This is a genomic window from Shewanella sp. GD04112, assembly GCF_029835735.1.
GTDB lineage: Bacteria > Pseudomonadota > Gammaproteobacteria > Enterobacterales > Shewanellaceae > Shewanella.
In genome coordinates this window covers 1,496,967-1,519,027 of sequence record NZ_JAOEAL010000001.1, presented here as the reverse complement: position 1 = coordinate 1,519,027, position 22,061 = coordinate 1,496,967, and the positions used below count along the sequence as shown (strand labels likewise).

Genomic DNA, 22,061 nt, shown 5'->3' with positions numbered 1-22,061 from the left:
ATGCGTCCTCTACTGGCCGACGGCAGACACTATGCGTATTTGCTTTTCATCGGGGATTTCTTGGTAAGAAATCACTCTGAGATTAGGAATAGTATATTTAACAAAGCGAGACAGTGTCGCACGTAACATACCTGACGTTAGCAAAATAGCGGGCTGACCAACCATTTCTTGCTTTTGAGCGGCATCCGCTAAGGATTGCTGCATACGCTCTGCAAGACCTGGTTCGATATTTGGGCCATCGCCACCGGTTGCTTGCATTGACTGATGCAACATCTGTTCCAACTCTGGCGCCAAAGTTATGACAGGTATTTCAAGTTCAGGACCCGAGATCTCTTGAACTATCATGCGCTTCAATGCGATACGCACTGCCGCCGTTAACACTTCAGTATCGTTACTCTTAGTGCCGTATTCTAACAAAGTTTGCACTATGGTACGCAAGTCTCTGACAGAAACTCCTTCATTTAATAGGTTTTGCATCACTTTTACGACATTTCCGAGCGGCATCACATCAGGAATAAAGCCATCCACCAGCTTAGGCGAATGCTTAGCAAGCATATCCATCAGTTGTTGCACTTCTTCGTAGCCTAAGAGTTTCGCCGCATTATTCGTCAATATTTGGCTAATATGGGTTGCCACCACTGTCGCGGCATCCACCACGGTATAACCTAAGGTTTGTGCATGTTCACGCAGCTCAGGGGCAATCCACACGGCTTCGAGACCAAAGGCTGGATCACGTGTTTCGATACCATCGAGCTTGCCATAAACTTGGCCAGGGTTGATGGCAAGTTCGCAGTCATGGCGAATATCCGCCTCTCCAACCACCACGCCCATTAACGAGATGCGGTAGGCATTGGGTGATAAATCGAGGTTGTCACGAATATGTACCGCAGGCACCAAGAAGCCCAGCTCTTGAGAAAGTTTTTTACGTACCCCTTTGATCCGGCTCAGTAATTCCCCACCTTGTCCCTTATCGACTAATGGGATCAAACGGTAACCTACTTCCAGACCAATAGTGTCAACATGGTGTACATCGTCCCAGCTAAGTTCTTTAGGTTCTCTTTCGGCTCTTTCCGTTGGGCCCGTTTTGACTTGCTCAAGGGCTTTAGTACGTTTGGCTTCATTACGTTTGAAGATAAAGTAAGCGGCTCCAGCTGTGATCACGGCAAAGCTTAAAAACGCCATATGTGGCATGCCAGGCACAATCCCCATGACAAAGAGTACGCCAGCCGCAATACTGAGCGACTTGTGACTGTCAAACATCTGACTGATCAGCATCTGGCCCATATCGCCAGATTCATTTTGACGGGTCACCATCAACGCCGCAGCGATTGACAGTAATAGACCAGGAATTTGCGCGACGAGACCGTCACCAATGGTTAACAGGGTATAAATTTCAACGGCTTGGGAGAATGTCAAACCGTGCTGCACAATCCCGATAATAAACCCACCGAGAATGTTGATAACTAAGATCATGATACCGGCAATCGCATCACCCTTCACAAACTTAGATGCACCGTCCATTGCGCCATAGAAGTCCGCTTCGCGGGTCACCTCGGCGCGTCTGGTTCTGGCTTGATCTTGATTAATAATACCTGCGTTCAAGTCGGCATCGATGGCCATTTGCTTGCCCGGCATCGCATCTAAGGTAAAGCGAGCACTCACCTCGGCAATACGGCCAGCACCTTTAGTTACAACGGCAAAGTTGATAATAATCAAGATGATAAATACAACTAGGCCCACGGCATAGTTACCGCCAATCACCACGGAGCCGAAGGCCTCAATCACCTTACCGGCGGCGTCACCACCATTGTGACCTTCGAGTAATACCACACGGGTCGATGCCACGTTAAGCGCGAGTCGCAGCAATGTCGCGACTAATAAAACAGTTGGAAAAGCAGCAAAGTCTAAGGGTCTGTCGGTATAAATCGCGACAAGAAGAACAATCAAAGCCAAGGCAATGTTAAAAGAAAATAAAACGTCGAGTAGAAACGGCGGGATAGGCAATACAATCATAGCCAATGCCGCAAGCACTAGCATTGGCGTACCTATGCCCTTGAAAGAGCTCAGTTTCAACTGTTTTACTTGGCCTAGGGAGGCTTTAACATCCATTCACAGATACCTAAACTTTGACGTATAACAGCCTGGAAGCAAAAAACGCGCCAACCACTAGCGCTTCAAGTCGTGGTTTTATCTCTGTGAACTATCTCTTCGTTAACCTAACACTTAACTAGTGTTTCAGCTCGTCAGGGATGGGTTGATTAGCAGGGATTGGAATAGGTTTACGGCCACGACCTTTTTGGTACTGGCGTAACTGGAACACATAAGCCAGAACCTGTGCCACCGCGGTAAATAGGCCCTCAGGGATCTGCTGCTCAAGCTTAGTGGTGTGATAAATTGCCCGCGCCAGCGGTGGTGCAGAGACAATCGCAATGTTATGTGCCCTTGCCACTTCGCGGATTTTAAACGCGACTTCATCCACACCTTTAGCGATAACAAAAGGCGCTGCAGAGCGCTTCACATCGTATTTAATGGCCACCGCATAATGCTCAGGGTTCACCACAATCACATCCGCATTGGGAACTTCGGCCATCATGCGTCGCTGCGCTAACTCACGCTGCATTTGGCGTACTCGCCCTTTGACCTCAGGTTTACCTTCGGTATCTTTATACTCGTCTTTCACTTCCTGCTTAGTCATTTTCAGCTGTTTGTTGTGATTCCAGATCTGAAATGGCACATCGATCACCACGATGACTAAGACGGAGGAGCAAAGCAGAATAAACATCCACACTAACAAATCCAGCGCATGATGGACGTTACCGGGGAGATGATCGGCTGACAGGAGTAAAATATCGTTAAAATAATGACTGAGTAGTAAATAAGCCGCGATGGCTACCACAGAAAACTTAGCAATCCCTTTGGTTAATTCAACCAAGGCCTGCACACCAAACATCCGTTTAAAGCCCGCAATCGGGCTCATTTTGCTGGCCTTAGGCATCATGGCTTGGGTGGAGAAGTTCATCCCGCCAAGGGATACGTTACCGATAAATGCCACCACGACAATCAGTAACATAATCTTGAGTAACGGCCAGCCAATCTCGCTTCCCACGACGCCCCATACATTAAACATCTGGTTCGTATCGAAAATCGCAGCGCGATCCATGGTAAAAACGCGCTCAAACACATTGGACAGCGCCTTCGCAATCCCAGGCCCGAGCATATACAAGCCTGTCGCAGCCGAAAGCAACACGGTCGCAGTACCTAACTCTTTTGAACGGGCTACCTGCCCTTTTTCTCGCGCCTGTTCGAGGCGCCTCCCGGTGGGTTCCTCGCTGCGTTCGCCGCTACTTTCTTCAGCCATTACGCGTTCCTATCCGGTTAAAGTATGCCGTCGGCTTGACACTGAAGCCCTAAAATATCACAAAGCAAAAGCTGTGCCGACGCCCAAACCTCTTCGAAATGGGCCATTACGGGGGTCAAGGTTAACCACAAAATGAGCAGTCCACCAATCATAGTGATTGGGAAACCTATCGAGAAAATGTTCAGCTGCGGCGCGGCGCGAGTCATTACCCCAAAGGATAAGTTAACCAGTAGCAAGGCAATAATCGCCGAGAGCGACATGGTCAATGCCGCGCCAAACATATAGGAGCCCCATTCCGCTAGCGCGCGATAACTCGTCAAACTTAACCCTTGATTCGAAATCGGTAAGGTCTCAAAACTGGCGACTAACATTCGGATCATCAACAGGTGTCCATCGACGGCGAGAAAAATCAACGTCGCGAGCAACAAAAAGAAGTTGCCTATCACTGGCGTTTGTTGGCCAGAACCCGGATCGACCATAGAGGCAAAACCTAAGCTGGTTTGCATACCGATGATCTGGCCCGTTAACACAAAGGTTTGCATCACCATTTGAGTCACAAAGCCCATGGCGACGCCAATAATAATTTGCTGAGCGGTAATAAAAACAGCGCTTAAGGAAAAGAGCTCCGCATCCTTAACGGGCGGTAATACTGGCGCAATGGCCAGAGTGATAGCCACCGCTAAGAGTAAACGAACTCGAGTCGGGGTTGTCGTAGCACCAAACACCACCATGACCATCAACATGCTGGTCACGCGAAACAATGGCCACATGTAAGAAGCGATGGTTTGCATTAAGGTGTCGAGCAGCAGCTCCATCGGATTAGCCCACCACTTGGGGAATGCGGTTAACCATTTCGATAAAGAAATCCATGAGGGTTTGCACTAACCAGTGTCCCATAACCATCAAGGCTAGTAAGGTCACTATCAGTCGAGGCAAAAAGCTTAAAGTCTGTTCGTTAATTGAGGTCGCGGCTTGGAACACCGCCACAATGAGGCCAATACCCAAGCCCGGCAGCACGATGGCCGAAACCATCATGACAATCACAGCTAAGGCCTCACGGAAAATATCGATTAGGGCTTCTGGCGTCATCGCGAATCTCCGCTCGTCTAACCAAAGCTATTGGCTAAAGTGCCCATCACTAGGCCCCAGCCATCAACAAGCACAAACAACATGATCTTAAAGGGTAAAGAAACAATCATCGGCGAGAGCATCATCATACCCATGGCCATCAAGATACTGGCAACCACAAGGTCGAGCACTAAAAATGGCACAAACAACATAAACCCAATTTGAAAGGCGGTTTTCAGTTCGCTGGTAATAAAAGCTGGCACCAACACGCTCATTGGCGCTTCTTCTGGGGAATTAATGTTTTGATACCCCGAGATATCGATAAAGGTTTTCAGATCTGTGGTACGCACCTGCCCTAACATAAATGCTCGTAATGGCTCTTTGCCCTTATCGAAGGCCTGTTGCAGCGTGAGCTGCTCATCGATATAGGGTTTTACCCCTTGGTCATAAATTTTGTCGAACACTGGCGCCATAATGAAAAAGGTCATAAACAGGCTCATACCAATCAAGACTTGGTTAGAAGGTGTCTGTTGTAAACCAATAGCTTGGCGCAAAATCGAGAGAACCACTATGATGCGGGTAAAGGAAGTCAACATAATGACCATCGCAGGAATAAAGCTCAGCGAAGTCATTAGTAATAGGATCTGCATGGTCACCGAATATTCGGTCGAACCATCGGCAGCGGTTTTTACGGTGACCGCCGGCAATACACCATCGGCCGCGCCCACCGATGCGGCAAACAACAGGGTACTAACCCCAATCAAGCTGAGTATGTACTTCATCATTGTTTTAATTTCGCCTGCCGTAGCTTGTCCGCAAAGGAAACGGACTCAATTTGAATTGGTTCAGCTAATTTATCAATTAAATTAACTTGTTGCCCGCTAACACCCAACAAATACTGCTGTTCACCGACCTGAACTAATACCAAACGCTCCTTCTGCCCAAGCGATGTGACCGCGAGGGTTTTCAGTACGCTGTGATCCGTCGGCACTAAATTAAATCGCCGCAGCAGGTACGCTAAGGCGAAGATAAGCAATAACACTAAAATAAGACCGCCTAGCATGCTCGCTGCGGCGGCCATTTGCGAAGGTTCAGCCAATTTCGTTGCTGTCGCGGCACTTTCGTTAGCAACGCCAGCAACACTCGCCTGAGTCGCTGACACTAGACTGAGTATGACCGATGTGCTCATCTCGCTCCTTCAGGCTTTGTCTTAATAGATAAATTACTTAAGCTTTTTAATCCGCTCAGTTTGACTGATCACATCCGTTAGCCGAATACCGAACTTATCGTTAACCACAACCACTTCGCCATGGGCGATAAGCGTGCCATTGACCATCACATCGAGCGGCTCACCCGCCACCCTATCCAACTCCACCACAGAACCTTGGTTCAGCTGCAGCAGGTTACGAATGCTGATATAGCTGCGGCCAACTTCCATCGAAATCGTCACAGGGATATCTAAAATAGTGTCTAGTTTGGCGGCTTCGGCCTTACTTATTGGCTGCGAGTCGTCTACCAGCTCGTCAAGGTCAATGGCATTAGCTTCTTCCAATGCCTGTTCAGCCATGGCTGCAGCCCAATCATCATCTGTACTCATCTCACTTCACCTTTATAATTCGGATATGTCTCTGGCTTTGCCTTTACGTGTCACTAATTGCAGTTCGGATTTGACCGTTTCAGGACGTGGGATTTTTTCGTAAATTTTAAGTGCTAGATTATCGCGTGAACGCCCCATTTTACAGCGATACGTCGGTAAGTCTTCGATTTTCATCATAATGTATTCAGGCAGCTCGATCGGAATAATGTCCCCTGCCTTGAAGTTCATGACATCTTTGAGTGTGAGCTCATGTTCAACCACACTGGCATCAAATCCGACTTTCACATCCATAATCTCGTCATGCAGCGCCTGTGACCAACGCATGTCGGTGTCTTGTTTATCACTCTGCACACCCGCATCGAGTAGTTCACGGATAGGTTCAATCATCGAATAAGGCATAGTGATATGGAAGTCACCGCCACCGCCATCCACTTCGATGTGGAAGGAGTTAATCACCACCACTTCAGTGGGGCTGACGATGTTGGCCATCGCGGGGTTTACTTCGGAGTCTAAATAATCAAACTCGACATCCATCACTGGCGCCCAAGCATCTTTATAATCTTCAAAGATAATCTTAAGCAATAACTGCACGATGCGACGTTCAGTTGGGGTAAATTCCCGCCCTTCAATCTTGGCATGGAAACGGCCATCGCCGCCAAAAAAGTTGTCCACCAGAATAAACACTAAACGCGCTTCCATGGTGATCAGTGCCGTGCCTTTTAAGGGATGGAAACGCACCATATTCAAGCTAGTCGGGACGAACAAGGTGTGTACGTACTCACCAAATTTCAACATTTGCACGCCGTTAATCGACACTTCGGCCGCACGACGCATCATGTTGAACATGCTGATCCGCAGGTGACGGGCAAAACGCTCATTCACAATCTCGAGCGTGGGCATACGGCCACGCACAATACGGTCTTGGGAGGAAAAGTCGTAGGAGCGAGCTTCTAGCCCCGCGGCATCAAGCTCATTATCCTCTTCGACGTCATCGACTCCGTGTAAGAGCGCATCAATTTCGTCTTGGCTTAATAAATCACTCACAGTATTGTCTTCGCCTCTTTAAGGTGCTGAAGATAAAAGGTTATTGCATAACAAAACCGGTGAAGAGCACTTTCTCAACCACTTTACGTCCGGTCACAGATTGCAAGGTATTTTGTACGCTCAGCAGTGCTAATTGCCGTAATTCATCTTTACCCGCCTGTGTACTTAACTTTTGCACATCGGCGCCACTAAAGGTGGTTAACAGCGCATCTTCAATCAACGGAATATGCTTTTGGGTCAACACATCATCGTCTTGGCCTCTGACCATCAGTTGTACTTTAATTTCAACGAGACGAGCACGGTCAGGCCCTGGGAGGTTAAATAAAAAGGGCCGTGGCATTGGCACATAGGCCGCCATAGCCGCATCGGCGGCAGGAGAGGTCGCCTCCGTTGCTGTAGCACCTTCGGCGGCGACTTCGGGTGCCTCATCACTGCTACCGAGGAAAAACCACAGGGCGCCCCCAATCAACAGGGCTGCAAACACGCCCGCACCGATAAAAATAAACTTCTTCTTACTCTTAGGCGCTTCGGTGCTTTCAAGTTCTAATGATTCTTCCTTGGCCATTTTCTATACTCTTTAATTGGCTAAATTCGGGAATGGGATCAGGGCTTGGCGCATAATCCGCTTTATTGCTATAGGTTACCTTCTTAAGCGTAATAATCTATACCTGAATTTAAACTAGTTACTTGATTTAAACCTAAATCTAGCTCTTCTGCCGAGAAATCATCCACATTTCCACCGCTCGAACCACCCGCTTCACCAAATCCCCCCTCGCGGCGTTGACCTTGGTCCCCTTGAGAAACATGACTGTCGGCCAATTGCATGCCCTGCTCCTGTAATAATTCACGTAGGCGAGGAATGGCTTGCTCTACAACATCGCGGGTTTGTGATTGTGTGACATGGAACTGCACTTGTGTCTGGTCGCCATGTACTTGTACTTTAACCAACATATGTCCAAGTTCTGGCGGATCTAAACGGATTTCCGCCTGTTGGATCCCTTGACTCACCATAGTCACTAATTGCTGCTTCATCACAGGCGAGAACCGCTGGATCATCTCCTGCATTTGGTTTTGAGTTTCTACACCTTGGCGCAAGGAAAGCTGCACTTGAGGAATATCTTGACGCTGGGTTGCCGGCGTTGCCAAAGAATGCAGTGAAGATACCGCTTTAAATTCCACAGGCTTAAACTCGCTGCCCGCCTCTTCACTGCCAGAACTTAAAGCAGCAACTTGGCTATCTTGCTGCGCATCGAGAGTAACCGCTAACTTAGCGTCTTTTAGCAAAAAGCCTGCTGAAATCTCGGCGCGGGATGGGTTGTCGGCAGTAAGATTCGGATCGATGGCTGCGGTACCTGATACATTAGCCGCCGCATTAGTGCCTAAGGTATTAAGATCGTTAGTATTCGCGGCTGTTGCCGCATTCGTCGTTAATACATCACTCGCAGAGGCATTGGCCGCTTTGATTGGTGTTTGATTATCAATGACTTGGGATCCCATACCTTGGGGTGCAAGAGCTTTATCTGCTGGCTGCGTCGACACATTTATCGCCTTAGCGCCAATTTCTGCGGTACCAAGCTCTTTTCCCCCTAATACGGGCTCACCCTCAATGGGTAAAATATGATTTTCGGGCGGTTTAACGAACTTTTCGCTGCGCAGACCTGTAAGTAACGCTGCATCATCAATCAAATGCGGCTCATCAACAGAGGTGCCTTGACTATCCGCTTCCGCAACAGTTACGGCCGCAACCAAAGCATCGACATCAGCAGCTGGAATCTGTGGCTCTACACTCTCAGTATCAGTGACATCAGCAGCTTGAATCGGTTGTTCTACACTTTCAGCATCAACGGCGTTCTGTTGTGAGGCTTGCTGTTGTAATAACTGTGCGGCGGCTTGCGCAGTATTTTGTCCGGCCACCTTTGGAGCGACAGCCCCAGAGTCTTCTGATTCAGTACTAACCTTCAGTTTGTTATCGCCAAGGCCAGTGTTAGTGGACTGAGCGAACTTAGCCATTTCATCGGAAAAAGTACCGTCAACAATAGAGCTGTCGGTCTGAGATTGATCATCGACTAATAACGAGGATGAGTCGGCATCGGCATCATCCGTTGCCGTGATATCAGCCTCAAGCGGCAAAGACTCGCCCGGCGCTGCCGCTTTCTTCATCTCATTTGCCATACCAATCTGGGCGAAAATCAAGTTGATATCGGCTTCATCATCAGTTTTGGTATCATCAGTGCTGGCTTCCGCTTTGGCAGATTTGACGGCCACATCCTGAGACACAGAGGTTTTAGTCGAGGGGGAAGATACGGATGTGACTGAAGCCAACGCTGCAGAAAAGTCTTCACTATTAGTATCTTGAGTCAATGCTTTACTTGAGCTAGCGCTATTTTTCGCGCTTGACGCTAATAGGATATTGTTCATTTGTTGCATATCAGCTCCTAAACATTCACCCGAAGACATAAAAACGTGTGGGCAAACGTCAATTTATGCGGCTATAGCCATCTCTGGTGTAAAGCAAGCAAATAAAGTGCCAATAAGTGAGGGTTACATTTAGAAGAAACAGCTTATACGCACAATGGCGAGCTTGGGTTAGGGTTTATTGCGGCGAAAAAACTGCTGAGAGGCAAATTCATCGGTCATCTTTTGCTCTTTTTTCAACTCAAGAGCTTGGCGTTTTTTCTCTTTATTATCCAAGAGCAGTTCAACCGCCTTGCGTTTCTTTTGCTTGTCAAGCCAATGTTGCTGACGATAGTTTTTCTGCTTCTCACCATCGGCGACCACACGATTTTGCTGGGCAATGGCCTCATCGATTTGCCGAATAAAACGATGGAATTGGTGATAATGGCTAGCGCTAATGGCTTGGCCCTGCTGGGACTGCATCTGCTTCATATAGTCCAAGCGATAATTGTTGAGTGCATCCAACTGATTTTGGCGCTTTTGGCACTCTAGTTGCGCCGACTTTAGCAGCAGTGCGGCCTGCTCCTCTGCATCGAGGGCTAATTTCAACACCAGTAAGAGGGGATCGGCATTCGCCATAACAGTCTCGATTATTTACATTGCGCCGCGAGTTGCCCAAGCATGACTTGGCTATCGGCAAAACTAAAGGCATCACGCATGGTCTGCCGTAAGAAGGCATTCATCGCAGGTTGCAGGCGTATAGCGTTATCGATTCGCGGATCGCTGCCTTGGGCATAGGCACCAATCGAAATCAGATCCTTATTCTGTTGGTAGAGGGAATAAGTCTGCTTGACGCGGCGCATGGCTTCTAAGTGCTCGTTCGAAATCACCATTGGGGCCACACGGCTGATCGAAGCCTCAATATCGATTGCAGGATAATGCCCAGAATCCGCCAGCGAGCGTGAAAGCACAATATGGCCATCGAGGATAGCCCGAGAAGCATCGGCAATCGGATCCTGTTGATCGTCGCCCTCGGTCAGCACAGTATAAAATGCGGTGATAGAACCTTGTCCGGGCCCGCCATTACCCGCCCGCTCAACCAAACGCGGCAATTTAGCAAATACCGAAGGTGGATAACCTTTAGTCGCCGGAGGTTCACCTACGGCCAGAGCAATCTCACGCTGCGCTTGGGCGTAACGAGTCAGACTATCCATTAATAACAATACGTTATAGCCTAAATCACGAAAATACTCAGCGATACGAGTCGAGGTTTCACAGGCGCGAAGGCGCATCAGCGGCGAGGTATCGGCGGGCGCCGCCACCACAACAGAGCGTGCTCTGCCCTTTTCACCGAGGATTTCTTCAATAAATTCTTTTACTTCACGGCCACGTTCACCCACCAGCCCCACCACAATGATGTCAGCTGTCGTGCCCCGGGTCATCATCCCTAACAGCACACTCTTGCCCACACCCGAGCCCGCAAATAGGCCCATGCGTTGACCCTTACCAACGGTTAGCATGGCATTGATGGCGCGCACACCCACATCGAGTGGTTCGGTGATCGCTCGGCGAGAAAGTGGGTTGATGGCGTTACTGTGCCTTGGCGCCTGCTGTTCGGTCGATAACGCGCCAAGACCGTCTAATGGCACACCGTTACCATCGAGCACACGTCCCAATAGGGATAAGCCCACACTCAGCCCCGCCTGCTCACCGAGTGGGACGACACGAGCGCCGGGTAACACGCCGCGTAATTCCTCAATCGGCATAAGGTACAGCAGTTCATCGTCAAAACCGACGACTTCGGCAATCAACTCTCCTGCCATGGTTTCGATAGAGCACAGGCTACCCACGGGCGCACGGCAACCACTCGCCTCTAAGGTTAAACCTACCACACGCACCAGTTGACCACTGGCGACGGCTCGAAACGGCGGGACTTTATCGATGCAATGATTCAATTTATTCAGCAGTTGATGGCGGCGATTTTGCATCTTGCTCTCCATCAGCTTGCGACTCTGTACTCAGGGACTCGGTGCTCTGCGCCTCGTCACCTAGCTCTGAACTCGATCCCCGTTTTGCAGCGTTTTCCTCATCGAGAACCGCTTGGTGCTGTTGCTGCTGGTGACTCAAATGGGACTGTTGATTACGTAAGGACTCAAACACCGCATCGATGCGCGAGGACAGGGTTAAGTCCACCAGCGAGCGTTGGCTGCTGATAATACAATCCCCAGAATTTAAGCTGGGATCGGCCTCTAACTGCCACTGATTACGGTTCAATTGGGTACTGGAATATAGCTGCTCCACCAAGGCAACATCATCGGGATGCATGCGAATACTGACGCTTTGCTCCTTGATTGGCAGAGATTCGACCCCTAAACGTAGCGCCGACAGGATTTGTTCTGGATGAGTTTTAAGTTCATGACCAATCACAGATTTGGCCAGCGCCATAGTGAGTGTCATTAAGGAATGTTCAATATCGCCATCGAGTAATTGCAATGGCTTTTCAAATTGGCTTAACAGTCCTTCGAAGCGGCTGACTAATGCCTTGGCTTCAGCAAGCCCAGCCTCAAGCCCTTGCTCATGACCTTGGGCTAGGCCCTCGGTATGGCCTTGCTCTAAACCTTCGAGTCTGCCCTGCTCCAGTCCTTCGGCATAACCTTGCGTCTTACCTTCGTTAAAACCTTCTTCTTCGGCTTGAGCGCGAATATCTTCAATTTCCGCCATGGTGGGTGGCGCAATGGTTTCGGCGGCCACCGCCTTCGGCGCTTGCTGCGGCGAATAACCAAAGAGGTTTGAAATACTCACCTCTTCGGTTTGGGTCACATCGGGTAATTGCCAATGGCTGAACTCGATCTCCGAGTCGCTCACCACCCGATGGGACAATTTATTGTCGCTATTGTCACTCCGATTAGAGGAACTCATCGCCGCCACCGCCGCCTAACATGATTTCACCGCTGTCACTTAATCGACGCGCAATTGACAGAATTTCTTTTTGGGCGATTTCCACTTCGCTGATCCGGATTGGGCCCATGGCCTCTAAATCGTCACGCAGCAATTCGGCAGCCCGTTTCGACATATTGCCCAATATTTTGTCTTTGAGCTGATCATCTGCGCCTTTCAGCGCCTTCATCAATACATCCTGCTGCACTTCACGCAGCAAGGTTTGGATACCACGGTCGTCCACATCGATCAGGTTTTCGAATACGAACATTAAGTCTTGGATTTGCTGCGCCATTTCCTCATCGGTTTCGCGCATGGTTTCCATCAACTGACTTTCGACACCCGTATCGAGGTAGTTCATAATGTTGGCCGCCGCCTTTAGGCCGCCCATCTTCGCTGCTTGCGCGCCGCCTTGACCGGCGAATTGTTTCTCCATGATGTCGTTTAATTCCTGCAATGCCGCAGGTTGCACTTCTTCAAGGTTAGCAATACGCATCATTAAGTCTAAGCGGGTATTCTCTGGGAACTGGCCGAAAATTTCCGCCGCTTGATCTGGCTCTAAATACGATAAAACAATGGTTTGGATCTGTGGATGTTCGTTTTGGATGATAGTCGCGACTTGGCGCGCATCCATCCATTTAAGCGAGTCCAAACCTTTGGCGCCGCTGCCCATGATAATTTGTTCAATCAAATTACCGGCTTTGTCTTCACCTAGAGCCGCGGTTAACGCCTTACGGACGAACTCTTCGCTGTTAAAGCCAATAGAAGAATACTTTTGAATATCATCGAGAAACAGCTTATGCACTCCGATGACTTTTTCCTGCCCAAAGTCTTCCATGGCCGCCATCGCCATACCGACCTTTTGCACTTGTTTAGGTTCTAAGTGCTTTAAAATAGAGGCGGCATCGGCTTCACTCAAACTTAACAGTAAAATCGCCGTTTTTTCGATGCCACTGAGATCCTTAATATTGAAACTTGAGGTTTCAGCGGCGTCTTTTGATTTATTCTCAGCCATTGTCTTGTAACCAGTTTTTCACGACTTGGGTTGAAAGCTCGGGCTCATTGGCCACAAGCGCACGGATAGCTTTAATCATATCATCATCTTTATGCAGATTAGGGATAAGAATTGAGCCATCGTCGGCATAACTATACTCTGCTTCTTTGGTATTGAGCATCCCTAAGGTGTCGGCAGCGTATTGATCCTCAATCTCGGCCAGCTCATTACCCAATCTTGAATCTTCAGGCATGTTCACACTGTCTGGGTAGATTAAGCGTTTCAGCATTGGGCGCACCACAGCAAGGATCAGCACTAAGATAACTAAGGCACCGATACCTAACTTAACGGCACGCCAGAACCAAGGCTGTTCCCAAAGCTCAGGCGCAGGTACATCTTCAACCAATTGATCCATAAAGGGAACAGTGACCACCTCTAAAACATCACCACGCTGCGCGCTAAAGCCTACCGCGCCTTCCAGTAAACGGCGGATATTGGTGAGCTCTTGCTCAGTGCGGGCAACGCGCGCCACTTGACCATTTTCACCCGCAGCGCCCGGTTTAAAGTCCACGGCTACTGACACACTGACGCGGCGCACTACGCCAATTTGCTGACGGGTATGGCTGATGGTGGTATCTAACTCAAAATTACGGGTCGCTTCGCGGTGCGAGTTACCTGCCGTCACGCTTTCTGTCGCCTTGGTCGCATCCTGAGGAATATTTGACTCCATCGGAGGTTGGTTCGACAACGCGCCAGGAATACCGCCAGTTGAACCGCCTGTCGAATTATTCTCAACCGTCATTTCGCTACGCAGCGACGGTAAGTCAGGGTTAAAACGTTTAGCGGTTTGCTCAACCGCGGTGAAATCCATGCTCACATCCACTTGGGAGGTGAAATTATCTGGGCCAAGGATGGGCGAGAGAATCGAATCAATCTTGGTTCGGTATTCGGCTTCTTTTTGTTGAACCAACTCAAGCTCGCGGCGCGCCCTGGCAGAGATGCCATCTTGGCTGCCAGAGTTCAGTAAACGGCCGTTAGAATCTGTGACGGTAACGCGAGATGGCTCTAGGCCCTGAACGGCAGAAGCGACGATATCCACAATCGCATCGACCTCTCCTTGGCCTAAACCGCCACGACGAGTGTTAATCACAACGGTCGCACTTGGTTGCGCGGTATTGCGGGCAAACACGTTTTCCTTAGGTAACGCTAAAATCACTTTAGCGCGGCTAACACTTTGTAATTGTTCGATTGCGCGGGCGAGGTTTTCTTCTTGGCTATGCTTGAGACGAGCCTGCTCCATGCGTTGGCTCACGCCAAAACCACTGTCTTGGGTAAGAAAGTCTTGGGTCGATGCAGCAGGACTATTAACCCCTGCACGGCTAAGCATCATTTTGACTTCTTGGTATTTATCTTCTGGTACTTTAACAACGTCGACATCGATTTGATATTTGATCTTGTTTTTATCGAGTACGTCGAGCACTTGCACCATTTCCTGAGTCTCCATTTTACCCAATGGACGATACTCTGGTTCCTGTGCCCAGATCATGACGAACACCGCTAATGCCAAACAAATGGCAAGGGCTAAAATCATGGTGATTTGACGCATCATATCGACGCCACCGAGACTCCCCAGCACGCCGGATTTATTTTCCTGTTGGACCCCTTGGTCCACTGCGCCGGCGTTTGATCCGACAATCATTTCTGTGCTCACGATTCGTACCTGCTAATTGCGTTATTCACTGGCCTAAACAGGCATGCTCATTATTTCTTTATAAGCTTCAACGAGCTTATTGCGCACTTGGACTGTGGCTTCAAAGGCAACACTGGCCTTTTCGCGGGCGATAACTGTATCAGAAAGGCTCACAGTGGTGTCACCCATTTCGAGCCTAGTCGTGAGATTCGATGAGGTTGACTGCAAGCCACTGACATTACCAATGGCTTGAGAGAGAAGTTGTCCAAAGTCAGCACCGCTGGTGTTATTCACTTGCTGCACAATGTTATTGGGTGAAATCCCAAAAGAAGGTTTGATTTCACCTTGAAGTGACTGCATTTCTTGCAGTAATGAATTCGCGCCAATTTGCATGTCGTGCTCCCCATCGTCGAGTTATTGACGATTAAACTCTCTAGATAAACAGGATATGCAAAAGCACGGCCAAGTTTTCACTTAGCCGTGCTAAAAAGAATTGAGGGAATCGTCAAATATGAAATTGCCACAGGGTAACCCAGTGGCAAAGGTGCAAGTTAGGTTGCAAAAACCAATTTAGTTGGGCAATTGAATCCCCATATCGCGCATTCTGGCCATCTTGTATCTTAAGGTGCGCGCACTGATCCCGAGTTTCTCGGCAACCAACTTACGGCTACCTTGGCATTGCGCTAGGGTTTCGATAATGATCACATGCTCCTGCGCCTTCAACTCTTCACCTAAACCTTCAGGTTCATTGGTGTATTCAGCTTCATCGGATGACAGAGGCACATCTTGGGCATCGATAATAATATCGTTGGCGCTAATCACAGCTCCAGCACGTAAAATTAACGCACGTTGAACAACGTTATCCAACTCGCGCACGTTCCCCGGCCAGCGGTGGCTGAGTAAACGACGACAAGCTGCCTCATCAAACTCAGGCAAATCAAGCACATTGAGCGCCTTCGCGTGCTTGGCTAGCAAATGCCGAGCTAAGGGCAAAATATCCGCAGGGCGTTGATTCAAAGCTGGCCAGGTCAGTGGAAACACGTTGATGCGATAATAGAGATCTTCCCGGAATTGCCCCGCGGCAACGACGGCCTTTAAATCGCGATTAGAGGTGGCAAGCACCCGAACATCTAACTTAATTGTTTTGCGACCGCCTAAACGCTCCACTTCACGCTCTTGCAGCACACGCAGCAGTTTGGCCTGAAGTCCCAAATCCATCTCTGAAATTTCATCGAGTAATAAGGTGCCGCCCTGCGCCTGCTCAAATTTACCAGGACACGCCTGATAAGCACCGGTAAAAGCGCCCTTTTCATAACCAAATAAGGTCGCCTCGAGCATATTCTCGGGGATGGCGGCACAGTTAATGGCCACAAATGCTTGGTCGGCACGGCTGCTATGTTGATGAATATAACGGGCTAACACTTCTTTACCCGAGCCGCTTGGCCCAAGGATCATCACAGAGGCATCGGATGCGGCCACACGCTGCGCCAGAGACAAGAGCGCGAGACTCTTTTCGTCGGCAACCACTGGCTTATCACTATTTTGTTTGAGCGGTAAATAGCGGGAAACTTGGTTGAGCAACACCTCTGGAGCAAAGGGTTTAGCCAAATAATCGACGGCGCCCAATTTAATTGCACTGACCGCACTACCAATGGTGGCATACGCCGTCATCAGCAACACTGGCAGCTTGGGGTGATGCTGCTGTAAGTAATTTAATAAGCCTAAACCGCCAATACCCTGCATCTGCACATCGCTGATCACTAAATCAAACTGATGTTGCTTTAAGGCGATAATGGCTTCTTCGCCGGAGGCTACATCGATACAGTCGTATTGCGCCAACATTAAGGTGTCCAGCAACGCCTCGCGTAAGGATGCATCGTCTTCGACTAAGAGTAATTTGGCTTCAGACATAGGGTTTCTCCAGCGGCAATACAGTAGCAGATTTAGCCTGCGGGAAAGTAAGCGAAACAGTACAACCTTTATTGGGCATACAGCTTAATTGCAGTTGGCCGCCATGATTACGCACAACGGATTGCACAACGGCTAATCCAAGTCCTGTCCCTTGAGCTTTGGTTGTGAAAAAGGGTTCCATCACTTTCTGCTGCATCTTCGCATCTAAACCTCTACCGTTATCAATAACCTCTAGCATTAATTGATCCCTTGACTCTGTGGCAAGGATACGGATCTGACTCGCTCCAGCTTCGAGACTGTTGATGACGAGATTATTAATTGCTGAGCTTAGCGCGCTTGAATTTGCGAGCAATAATCCACTCGAAGTATTAGTAAAAGAAAGTTTGCAACCTTGCTGTTCCGCAATAGGATCACAGTTTCCCATTACGTTGGCTATCACATCACTCAGGGAAACTAATTCACCAAGCTCATCTTGACGGCCTTTTGCCATCAACAGCATATCGTTAACTTGTCTTTCCAACTCATTAAGCCTATCAACCAGTTTCTGTTGAAACTTAACCTTGGCAGAGTCTGATAATTTAGGGCTAGCTAAGTTAGATGCATACAACAAGGCAGCAGAGAGTGGCGTACGGACTTGATGGGCCAATGTCGCCACCATCTTACCGAGCGCGGATAAACGCTGCAGATGGGAAAGATTCTTTTGCAGTAGACGAGTTTCGGTCAGATCCGTCAGCACAATTAATTGGCCAGGTTCCGGCGTTAATGGGGTAATCGCAAATTTGACTCGGCGGCCATTGCGTAATGAGACTTCATGGCCATCATCGTCCTGTGGCGCAAACGCCGTATGGATCACATCAATCCAGCGGGCGCCGCATAACGACTGCTCCAGCAATTCGACGGCTACGGGGTTTGCATCGGTGACAATACCATCACCGTTCAAAATCACCACGCCAGAGGGCATAGCCTGTAAAATATGCTCCATCCGATTGGACATATTGGCGGCCTCACGCAGTTGGTTCCATTGTTTGCTAGTGTGCTTGAATGTCTCGATTTGCGCTAGTGGGTGAGCAGACATAGTCACTCCGTCAAAAAATTGCTTATGACGGAGTGTTTGCAGATTCTATGCCAAATTAGGAAATGAATTTAGATAGATAAAACAATAAGATAAATAACATCAAAATGACTATTCTTTCGTCATTCCGTACTTACGCATTTTCTCAACCAAGGTAGTACGGCGAATACCGAGCATTTCTGCAGCACGCGCAACCACGTTATCCTGCTGCTCTAACGCCTGGCGAATCATATCGATTTCAAGCTCTGCCAGCAGATCCTTGAGGTTAACGCCTTCAGGTGGTAACTCACTGGGGAAACGCGTTTCAGGAATTTCAACTGGCTCTTCGCTGGTGAAAATCGAAGCGAGCGCATCACGCTCCTGTTGCTCTTCACTCATTTCAACACAGTATTCTGGCACATCAATGTGGCGATATTTAACAGGCAGATCGTTAACATCAACTAAGCCACCTGGATACAAGATTGTGAGGCGCTCAACTAAGTTAGATAATTCTCGAACGTTACCTGACCAAGCATGTTCTTTTAACGATTCAATAGCACGCTGAGTAAAACGAACTTTGCCACGTCCCTCGTTATAGACACGACTCACTAACTCTTGCAGCAGTAAAGGAACATCATCCTTACGCTCACTTAATGCTGGCATTTCGATCGGGAAGACGTTAAGGCGGTAATAAAGATCTTCACGGAACTCATTGCTGCTGATCATAGTTTCAAGATCCCTATGGGTTGCCGCTACGACACGTACATCAGCATTAATCGTTTTAGTTCCCCCAACACGCTCAAAGACACGTTCTTGCAACACGCGCAGCAATTTTACCTGCATCTGCAAAGGCATGTCGCCAATTTCATCGAGAAACAGCGTGCCACCTTCGGCCAGTTCGAAACGGCCCTTACGAGAACTAATTGCCCCAGTAAAAGAGCCCTTTTCATGGCCAAATAATTCACTCTCCAATAACTCAGGCGGAATCGCGCCACAGTTAACCGGAATAAAAGGACCATCTCGGCGCTCAGATAAATAATGAATGTTCCGAGCAACCACTTCCTTACCCGTCCCCGACTGACCCAGGACTAATACAGTGGCATCAGAGGTGGCGACTTGGCTAATCAAGTGACGCACATTGGCAATGCCTTCACTACGACCCACTAAGCTACGAAACAGTTTGGTTTGATTTGCACTGGTTGGGACTTGTGGACGTTTGACTTGCCCATAAACCTGACAAAAATGCAGGAGTTCGGTTAGTTGTGGGTAGTTTAATGGCTCTTCAATGTGACCCAGTACATTCGACACTTGCAGATCATCTACATTGCCAAATAACAAAATGGGTTGCCATGGGTACTGACTCGCAAGTGACTTGAGTGCATCAGCAGGCATATTATCAGCACTGACCACTAAAGCGCGGAACCGAGTATCTTGCAGACAAATACTTAACTTTTCGATGGCGACGATTTCAATCTGCTCACCCAAAAATTCAAAAATGCAGCACAGGCGACTTAAGCGCTCTGATGGGGTTCCGACAAGTAAAATTCGTTGATCTGTTTGCATCATTCAGTAGGCCGTAAAGCTCTAATATGTATTAATTTGCATTAATTATTTTATGATTAGTTGCTGTAAAAGCTTAACAAATTCAATGTAACAATCTGTGCCACCATCACTACTGTGATGAATATTGTATTATCAGCAGTCGAGAAGCAAGCCTCAGATGCGCTTTATGCCAATCTGAGTTGATTTTAGTTCATTTATGCCATGATTCTAGTTACAAGAGTCAATTTATTGACATTCGCCATAAAAAAAGCGCACTCTGTGCGCTTTTTTTATGGCCCTTGACCCGTGTCCTAAATTACCTTAACTCGCGTCAGAATGGGAAGACATATTATGCTTATCGGCAGGGATGGCATCCCACCCTTCTTTGATGGTTCGTAAAATATCGCACACATCATCTATTGCTTTCACATCATTATTCAAGTTAGCTTCTGAAATTTTGCGCAGCATGAAATCATAGAGCTCGCTTAAATTCTTTGCTATTTGCCCACCGGCATCCATATTTAAACTATTACTCAATCCTGTAATAATTCCAATAGCCTTACTGATATAAATACCCTTATTGACTAAATCATTTTGTTCGATAGCGTAACGGCTCTGAGCCAAGCGTTGTAATGCCCCTGCAAACATCAGCTGAATAATGCGATGTGGTGAAGCTACAGTGATCTCACTTTCTAACGAAACCTTACGATATGATTGCAGCGATCCTCTCATAAACACCTACCTATTTGAATCTATAGTCTCGTAAACACTGATCTTGCGCTTATTCTTACTGCCCGCATGTAATAATGCTTGCCTGTCCGCCATGATGTGATTTGCCTTAATAGTGAACTCTTTAGTGAGGTCAAGCTGACACTGAAGATAATCAGCGTCCGTCATGCTAGCATCAGCCACTAATACATTGAGTAAAAGTTGACGCTCTCCAACGAGTACCTGCAAATTTGACACCAACTCGTCAGTTTGAGGATATTCTGCGGGGATGCGAGTTAACTGATTCAATGTGTCGCTGAGCGTTATATTAAGTTCATTAAGTTCATTAAGTTGTTTCACTAGACGTTTCCTTACTTACTAACTCTTTTTAACTGCTCCAGGAAGCGAGTTTAAACTAGCTTGTAAACCACTACTCTGCTGGTTAAGTTGTCCTACGACAAGATCCATTGCATTAAACTGTTTTGTTAAACGGGCAGTTTTCTGGTCCATTTTAAGAGTAAAAGCTTCTCTTTGTTCTGCTAACCTACTTTGCTGATTAGTATAACTTGTCTCTCTATCTGCAATCACGCCTCGGGATTTAACATAGCTTTCAGAAACATCGTAAAACCGATTAGCTAAGCCTTTTTCTGGTGTAGCAAAGAGAGCTTCAACACTAGACATATCCTCAGAAAGCACTTTATCAAGCTTAGTATCATCAATAGATAACTTACCATATCTATCTGTTGTGATACCTATATCATACAAAGCTATAGAACCACCATCTTCGGTAGGCACTCGTTCGCTCGCAATACGACGGAGTTGTGATTCAATCGAACGGATCATCGAGTCGCCCTGCAATGCCGCTGCAGTATTTGTATCTTGATCGTAGGATGACAGCTCATCGACCGTTGTAACTAAGCTATTGTAGGCATCAACAAATGCCTTAACGTTTGTTTTAACTGCATCGTTATCTTGTTCTATTTTGAGTGAAGTGGTTTTAGTAAGATCAGCATCTGTTAACTGTAAAGTCACACCTGTAATCGCATTCTTAACTTCATTAGTTTGCGAGGTGACTTTTTGATTATCAATGTAGAGGACAGCATTTTTTGCATCTTGAAGCGTTGTGGTATTCATTGCATCAAACATATTGCTAAGGCCAGAGCCTGTGGTATCTGTAGCCGTGATGCTGATTTGGTTATCTTCGCCAGATTTATCGGAACTAAAAACTAATCGACTTCCGGCGTCACTGGTTATAACGGTGGCAGTGACACCGACATTATCGGGTGCTTCATTGACTTTTTTCGCTATCGCATCAAGAGAATCCGTTGCCGATACGTCCACGGAAAAATTATTACCATTGACCCCAAAAGCTAGACTCCCCTCACCGACACCTAATGCAGGATCAGTTACATTCGTTCCAGCAATTTTATGATTGACAGCGAGCTGTTCAACTTTAATAGCATAACTACCTGTTTGAGCTGTTTTATCAGCAGTTGCAGTTAAATATGTACTATTACTAACGGATATTTTGCGTTGATTTAAAGCCTCACCGGTTTGTAATTTTTTTACGGCATCCTGAAATGTCGTCAGTGCGCTTTTTAAGGTTCCCATAGCAGAAACCTCAGCTTTAATGCTGTCTTCTTGTGCTTTAAACATTGCTTCTTTAGGAGCTTTTTCAGCATCCACTAATACTTTTACAATGTTATCAACATCTAACCCTGAACCAATACCTGTCGCTGTTAATGCCATATAAACCTCTTACCTATC

The 22,061-nt window shown here is 47.7% G+C and carries 22 protein-coding genes; all 22 read right to left on the bottom strand.

Annotation, left to right across the window (positions count from 1 at the left end; all coding sequences use genetic code 11):
- Positions 1-9: 9 nt before the first annotated feature.
- The 22 genes from flhA to fliD all read right to left on the bottom strand — a co-directional run bounded on the left by flhA (position 10) and on the right by fliD (position 22,043).
- Positions 10-2,109: a flagellar biosynthesis protein FlhA gene (gene flhA, locus N7386_RS06770; RefSeq protein WP_089068184.1), complete on the bottom strand. Its 2,100-nt coding sequence runs from the start codon at positions 2,107-2,109 to the stop codon at positions 10-12.
- Between the two features lie 118 nt (positions 2,110-2,227).
- The gene (gene flhB, locus N7386_RS06765; RefSeq protein ID WP_011622082.1) at positions 2,228-3,358 is read right to left on the bottom strand and encodes a flagellar biosynthesis protein FlhB; all 1,131 of its coding nucleotides are present in this window, start codon (positions 3,356-3,358) and stop codon (positions 2,228-2,230) included.
- 17 nt (positions 3,359-3,375) lie between these two features.
- Positions 3,376-4,173, bottom strand: a complete 798-nt coding sequence (gene fliR / locus N7386_RS06760; protein WP_089068185.1) for a flagellar biosynthetic protein FliR — start codon at positions 4,171-4,173, stop codon at positions 3,376-3,378.
- 4 nt (positions 4,174-4,177) lie between these two features.
- The gene (gene fliQ, locus N7386_RS06755) at positions 4,178-4,447 is read right to left on the bottom strand and encodes a flagellar biosynthesis protein FliQ (protein WP_011622080.1); all 270 of its coding nucleotides are present in this window, start codon (positions 4,445-4,447) and stop codon (positions 4,178-4,180) included.
- 17 nt (positions 4,448-4,464) lie between these two features.
- The gene (gene fliP / locus N7386_RS06750) at positions 4,465-5,211 is read right to left on the bottom strand and encodes a flagellar type III secretion system pore protein FliP (protein WP_089068186.1); all 747 of its coding nucleotides are present in this window, start codon (positions 5,209-5,211) and stop codon (positions 4,465-4,467) included.
- A complete protein-coding gene (gene fliO / locus N7386_RS06745; protein ID WP_086903724.1) occupies positions 5,208-5,615 on the bottom strand; it encodes a flagellar biosynthetic protein FliO in 408 nt (135 codons plus the stop codon). Before fliO ends, fliP begins: the two co-directional genes overlap by 4 nt.
- A 33-nt stretch (positions 5,616-5,648) precedes the next feature.
- On the bottom strand, positions 5,649-6,023 hold the full coding sequence (gene fliN, locus N7386_RS06740; RefSeq protein WP_011622077.1) for a flagellar motor switch protein FliN: 375 nt from the start codon (positions 6,021-6,023) through the stop codon (positions 5,649-5,651).
- Positions 6,024-6,035: 12 nt separating this feature from the next.
- Complete coding sequence (gene fliM / locus N7386_RS06735) at positions 6,036-7,067, bottom strand: flagellar motor switch protein FliM (RefSeq protein WP_011716423.1); 1,032 nt, start codon at positions 7,065-7,067, stop codon at positions 6,036-6,038.
- A gap of 40 nt (positions 7,068-7,107) precedes the next feature.
- Positions 7,108-7,632: a flagellar basal body-associated protein FliL gene (gene fliL, locus N7386_RS06730; protein ID WP_089068187.1), complete on the bottom strand. Its 525-nt coding sequence runs from the start codon at positions 7,630-7,632 to the stop codon at positions 7,108-7,110.
- An 83-nt stretch (positions 7,633-7,715) separates the two neighbouring features.
- Complete coding sequence (locus N7386_RS06725) at positions 7,716-9,494, bottom strand: flagellar hook-length control protein FliK (protein ID WP_279767601.1); 1,779 nt, start codon at positions 9,492-9,494, stop codon at positions 7,716-7,718.
- Positions 9,495-9,653: 159 nt separating this feature from the next.
- On the bottom strand, positions 9,654-10,100 hold the full coding sequence (fliJ, locus tag N7386_RS06720; RefSeq protein ID WP_055647463.1) for a flagellar export protein FliJ: 447 nt from the start codon (positions 10,098-10,100) through the stop codon (positions 9,654-9,656).
- A gap of 11 nt (positions 10,101-10,111) precedes the next feature.
- A complete protein-coding gene (fliI, locus tag N7386_RS06715) occupies positions 10,112-11,449 on the bottom strand; it encodes a flagellar protein export ATPase FliI (RefSeq protein WP_011716419.1) in 1,338 nt (445 codons plus the stop codon).
- The gene (gene fliH, locus N7386_RS06710) at positions 11,418-12,380 is read right to left on the bottom strand and encodes a flagellar assembly protein FliH (protein ID WP_279767598.1); all 963 of its coding nucleotides are present in this window, start codon (positions 12,378-12,380) and stop codon (positions 11,418-11,420) included. The genes fliI and fliH overlap by 32 nt, the downstream gene beginning before the upstream one ends.
- On the bottom strand, positions 12,367-13,413 hold the full coding sequence (gene fliG / locus N7386_RS06705) for a flagellar motor switch protein FliG (RefSeq protein ID WP_011716417.1): 1,047 nt from the start codon (positions 13,411-13,413) through the stop codon (positions 12,367-12,369). Before fliG ends, fliH begins: the two co-directional genes overlap by 14 nt.
- A complete protein-coding gene (gene fliF / locus N7386_RS06700; protein ID WP_279770989.1) occupies positions 13,406-15,091 on the bottom strand; it encodes a flagellar basal-body MS-ring/collar protein FliF in 1,686 nt (561 codons plus the stop codon). Before fliF ends, fliG begins: the two co-directional genes overlap by 8 nt.
- 45 nt (positions 15,092-15,136) lie before the next feature.
- Complete coding sequence (gene fliE, locus N7386_RS06695) at positions 15,137-15,475, bottom strand: flagellar hook-basal body complex protein FliE (RefSeq protein WP_279767596.1); 339 nt, start codon at positions 15,473-15,475, stop codon at positions 15,137-15,139.
- 177 nt (positions 15,476-15,652) lie between these two features.
- Positions 15,653-16,993: a sigma-54 dependent transcriptional regulator gene (locus N7386_RS06690; protein WP_279767593.1), complete on the bottom strand. Its 1,341-nt coding sequence runs from the start codon at positions 16,991-16,993 to the stop codon at positions 15,653-15,655.
- Positions 16,986-18,068 carry an ATP-binding protein gene (locus N7386_RS06685; RefSeq protein WP_055647457.1) on the bottom strand — a complete coding sequence of 361 codons (1,083 nt, stop codon included), beginning with the start codon at positions 18,066-18,068 and terminating at the stop codon, positions 16,986-16,988. The genes N7386_RS06690 and N7386_RS06685 overlap by 8 nt, the downstream gene beginning before the upstream one ends.
- 108 nt (positions 18,069-18,176) lie before the next feature.
- A complete protein-coding gene (locus N7386_RS06680) occupies positions 18,177-19,610 on the bottom strand; it encodes a sigma-54 dependent transcriptional regulator (RefSeq protein ID WP_279767590.1) in 1,434 nt (477 codons plus the stop codon).
- 297 nt (positions 19,611-19,907) lie between these two features.
- Positions 19,908-20,318: a flagellar export chaperone FliS gene (fliS, locus tag N7386_RS06675; protein WP_279767589.1), complete on the bottom strand. Its 411-nt coding sequence runs from the start codon at positions 20,316-20,318 to the stop codon at positions 19,908-19,910.
- 6 nt (positions 20,319-20,324) lie between these two features.
- On the bottom strand, positions 20,325-20,654 hold the full coding sequence (locus N7386_RS06670) for a hypothetical protein (RefSeq protein WP_037424799.1): 330 nt from the start codon (positions 20,652-20,654) through the stop codon (positions 20,325-20,327).
- An 18-nt stretch (positions 20,655-20,672) separates the two neighbouring features.
- Positions 20,673-22,043, bottom strand: a complete 1,371-nt coding sequence (fliD, locus tag N7386_RS06665; protein WP_279767586.1) for a flagellar filament capping protein FliD — start codon at positions 22,041-22,043, stop codon at positions 20,673-20,675.
- Positions 22,044-22,061 lie beyond the last annotated feature (18 nt).

Coding starts and splice junctions, on each gene's coding strand:
- flhA (WP_089068184.1), bottom strand. CDS start 2,109: ATGGATGTTAAAGCCTCCCTAGGCCAAGTAAAACAGTTGAAACTGAGC.
- flhB (WP_011622082.1), bottom strand. CDS start 3,358: ATGGCTGAAGAAAGTAGCGGCGAACGCAGCGAGGAACCCACCGGGAGG.
- fliR (WP_089068185.1), bottom strand. CDS start 4,173: ATGGAGCTGCTGCTCGACACCTTAATGCAAACCATCGCTTCTTACATG.
- fliQ (WP_011622080.1), bottom strand. CDS start 4,447: ATGACGCCAGAAGCCCTAATCGATATTTTCCGTGAGGCCTTAGCTGTG.
- fliP (WP_089068186.1), bottom strand. CDS start 5,211: ATGATGAAGTACATACTCAGCTTGATTGGGGTTAGTACCCTGTTGTTT.
- fliO (WP_086903724.1), bottom strand. CDS start 5,615: ATGAGCACATCGGTCATACTCAGTCTAGTGTCAGCGACTCAGGCGAGT.
- fliN (WP_011622077.1), bottom strand. CDS start 6,023: ATGAGTACAGATGATGATTGGGCTGCAGCCATGGCTGAACAGGCATTG.
- fliL (WP_089068187.1), bottom strand. CDS start 7,632: ATGGCCAAGGAAGAATCATTAGAACTTGAAAGCACCGAAGCGCCTAAG.
- N7386_RS06725 (WP_279767601.1), bottom strand. CDS start 9,494: ATGCAACAAATGAACAATATCCTATTAGCGTCAAGCGCGAAAAATAGC.
- fliJ (WP_055647463.1), bottom strand. CDS start 10,100: ATGGCGAATGCCGATCCCCTCTTACTGGTGTTGAAATTAGCCCTCGAT.
- fliI (WP_011716419.1), bottom strand. CDS start 11,449: ATGCAAAATCGCCGCCATCAACTGCTGAATAAATTGAATCATTGCATC.
- fliH (WP_279767598.1), bottom strand. CDS start 12,380: ATGAGTTCCTCTAATCGGAGTGACAATAGCGACAATAAATTGTCCCAT.
- fliG (WP_011716417.1), bottom strand. CDS start 13,413: ATGGCTGAGAATAAATCAAAAGACGCCGCTGAAACCTCAAGTTTCAAT.
- fliF (WP_279770989.1), bottom strand. CDS start 15,091: ATGATTGTCGGATCAAACGCCGGCGCAGTGGACCAAGGGGTCCAACAG.
- fliE (WP_279767596.1), bottom strand. CDS start 15,475: ATGCAAATTGGCGCGAATTCATTACTGCAAGAAATGCAGTCACTTCAA.
- N7386_RS06690 (WP_279767593.1), bottom strand. CDS start 16,993: ATGTCTGAAGCCAAATTACTCTTAGTCGAAGACGATGCATCCTTACGC.
- N7386_RS06685 (WP_055647457.1), bottom strand. CDS start 18,068: ATGTCTGCTCACCCACTAGCGCAAATCGAGACATTCAAGCACACTAGC.
- N7386_RS06680 (WP_279767590.1), bottom strand. CDS start 19,610: ATGATGCAAACAGATCAACGAATTTTACTTGTCGGAACCCCATCAGAG.
- fliS (WP_279767589.1), bottom strand. CDS start 20,318: ATGAGAGGATCGCTGCAATCATATCGTAAGGTTTCGTTAGAAAGTGAG.
- fliD (WP_279767586.1), bottom strand. CDS start 22,043: ATGGCATTAACAGCGACAGGTATTGGTTCAGGGTTAGATGTTGATAAC.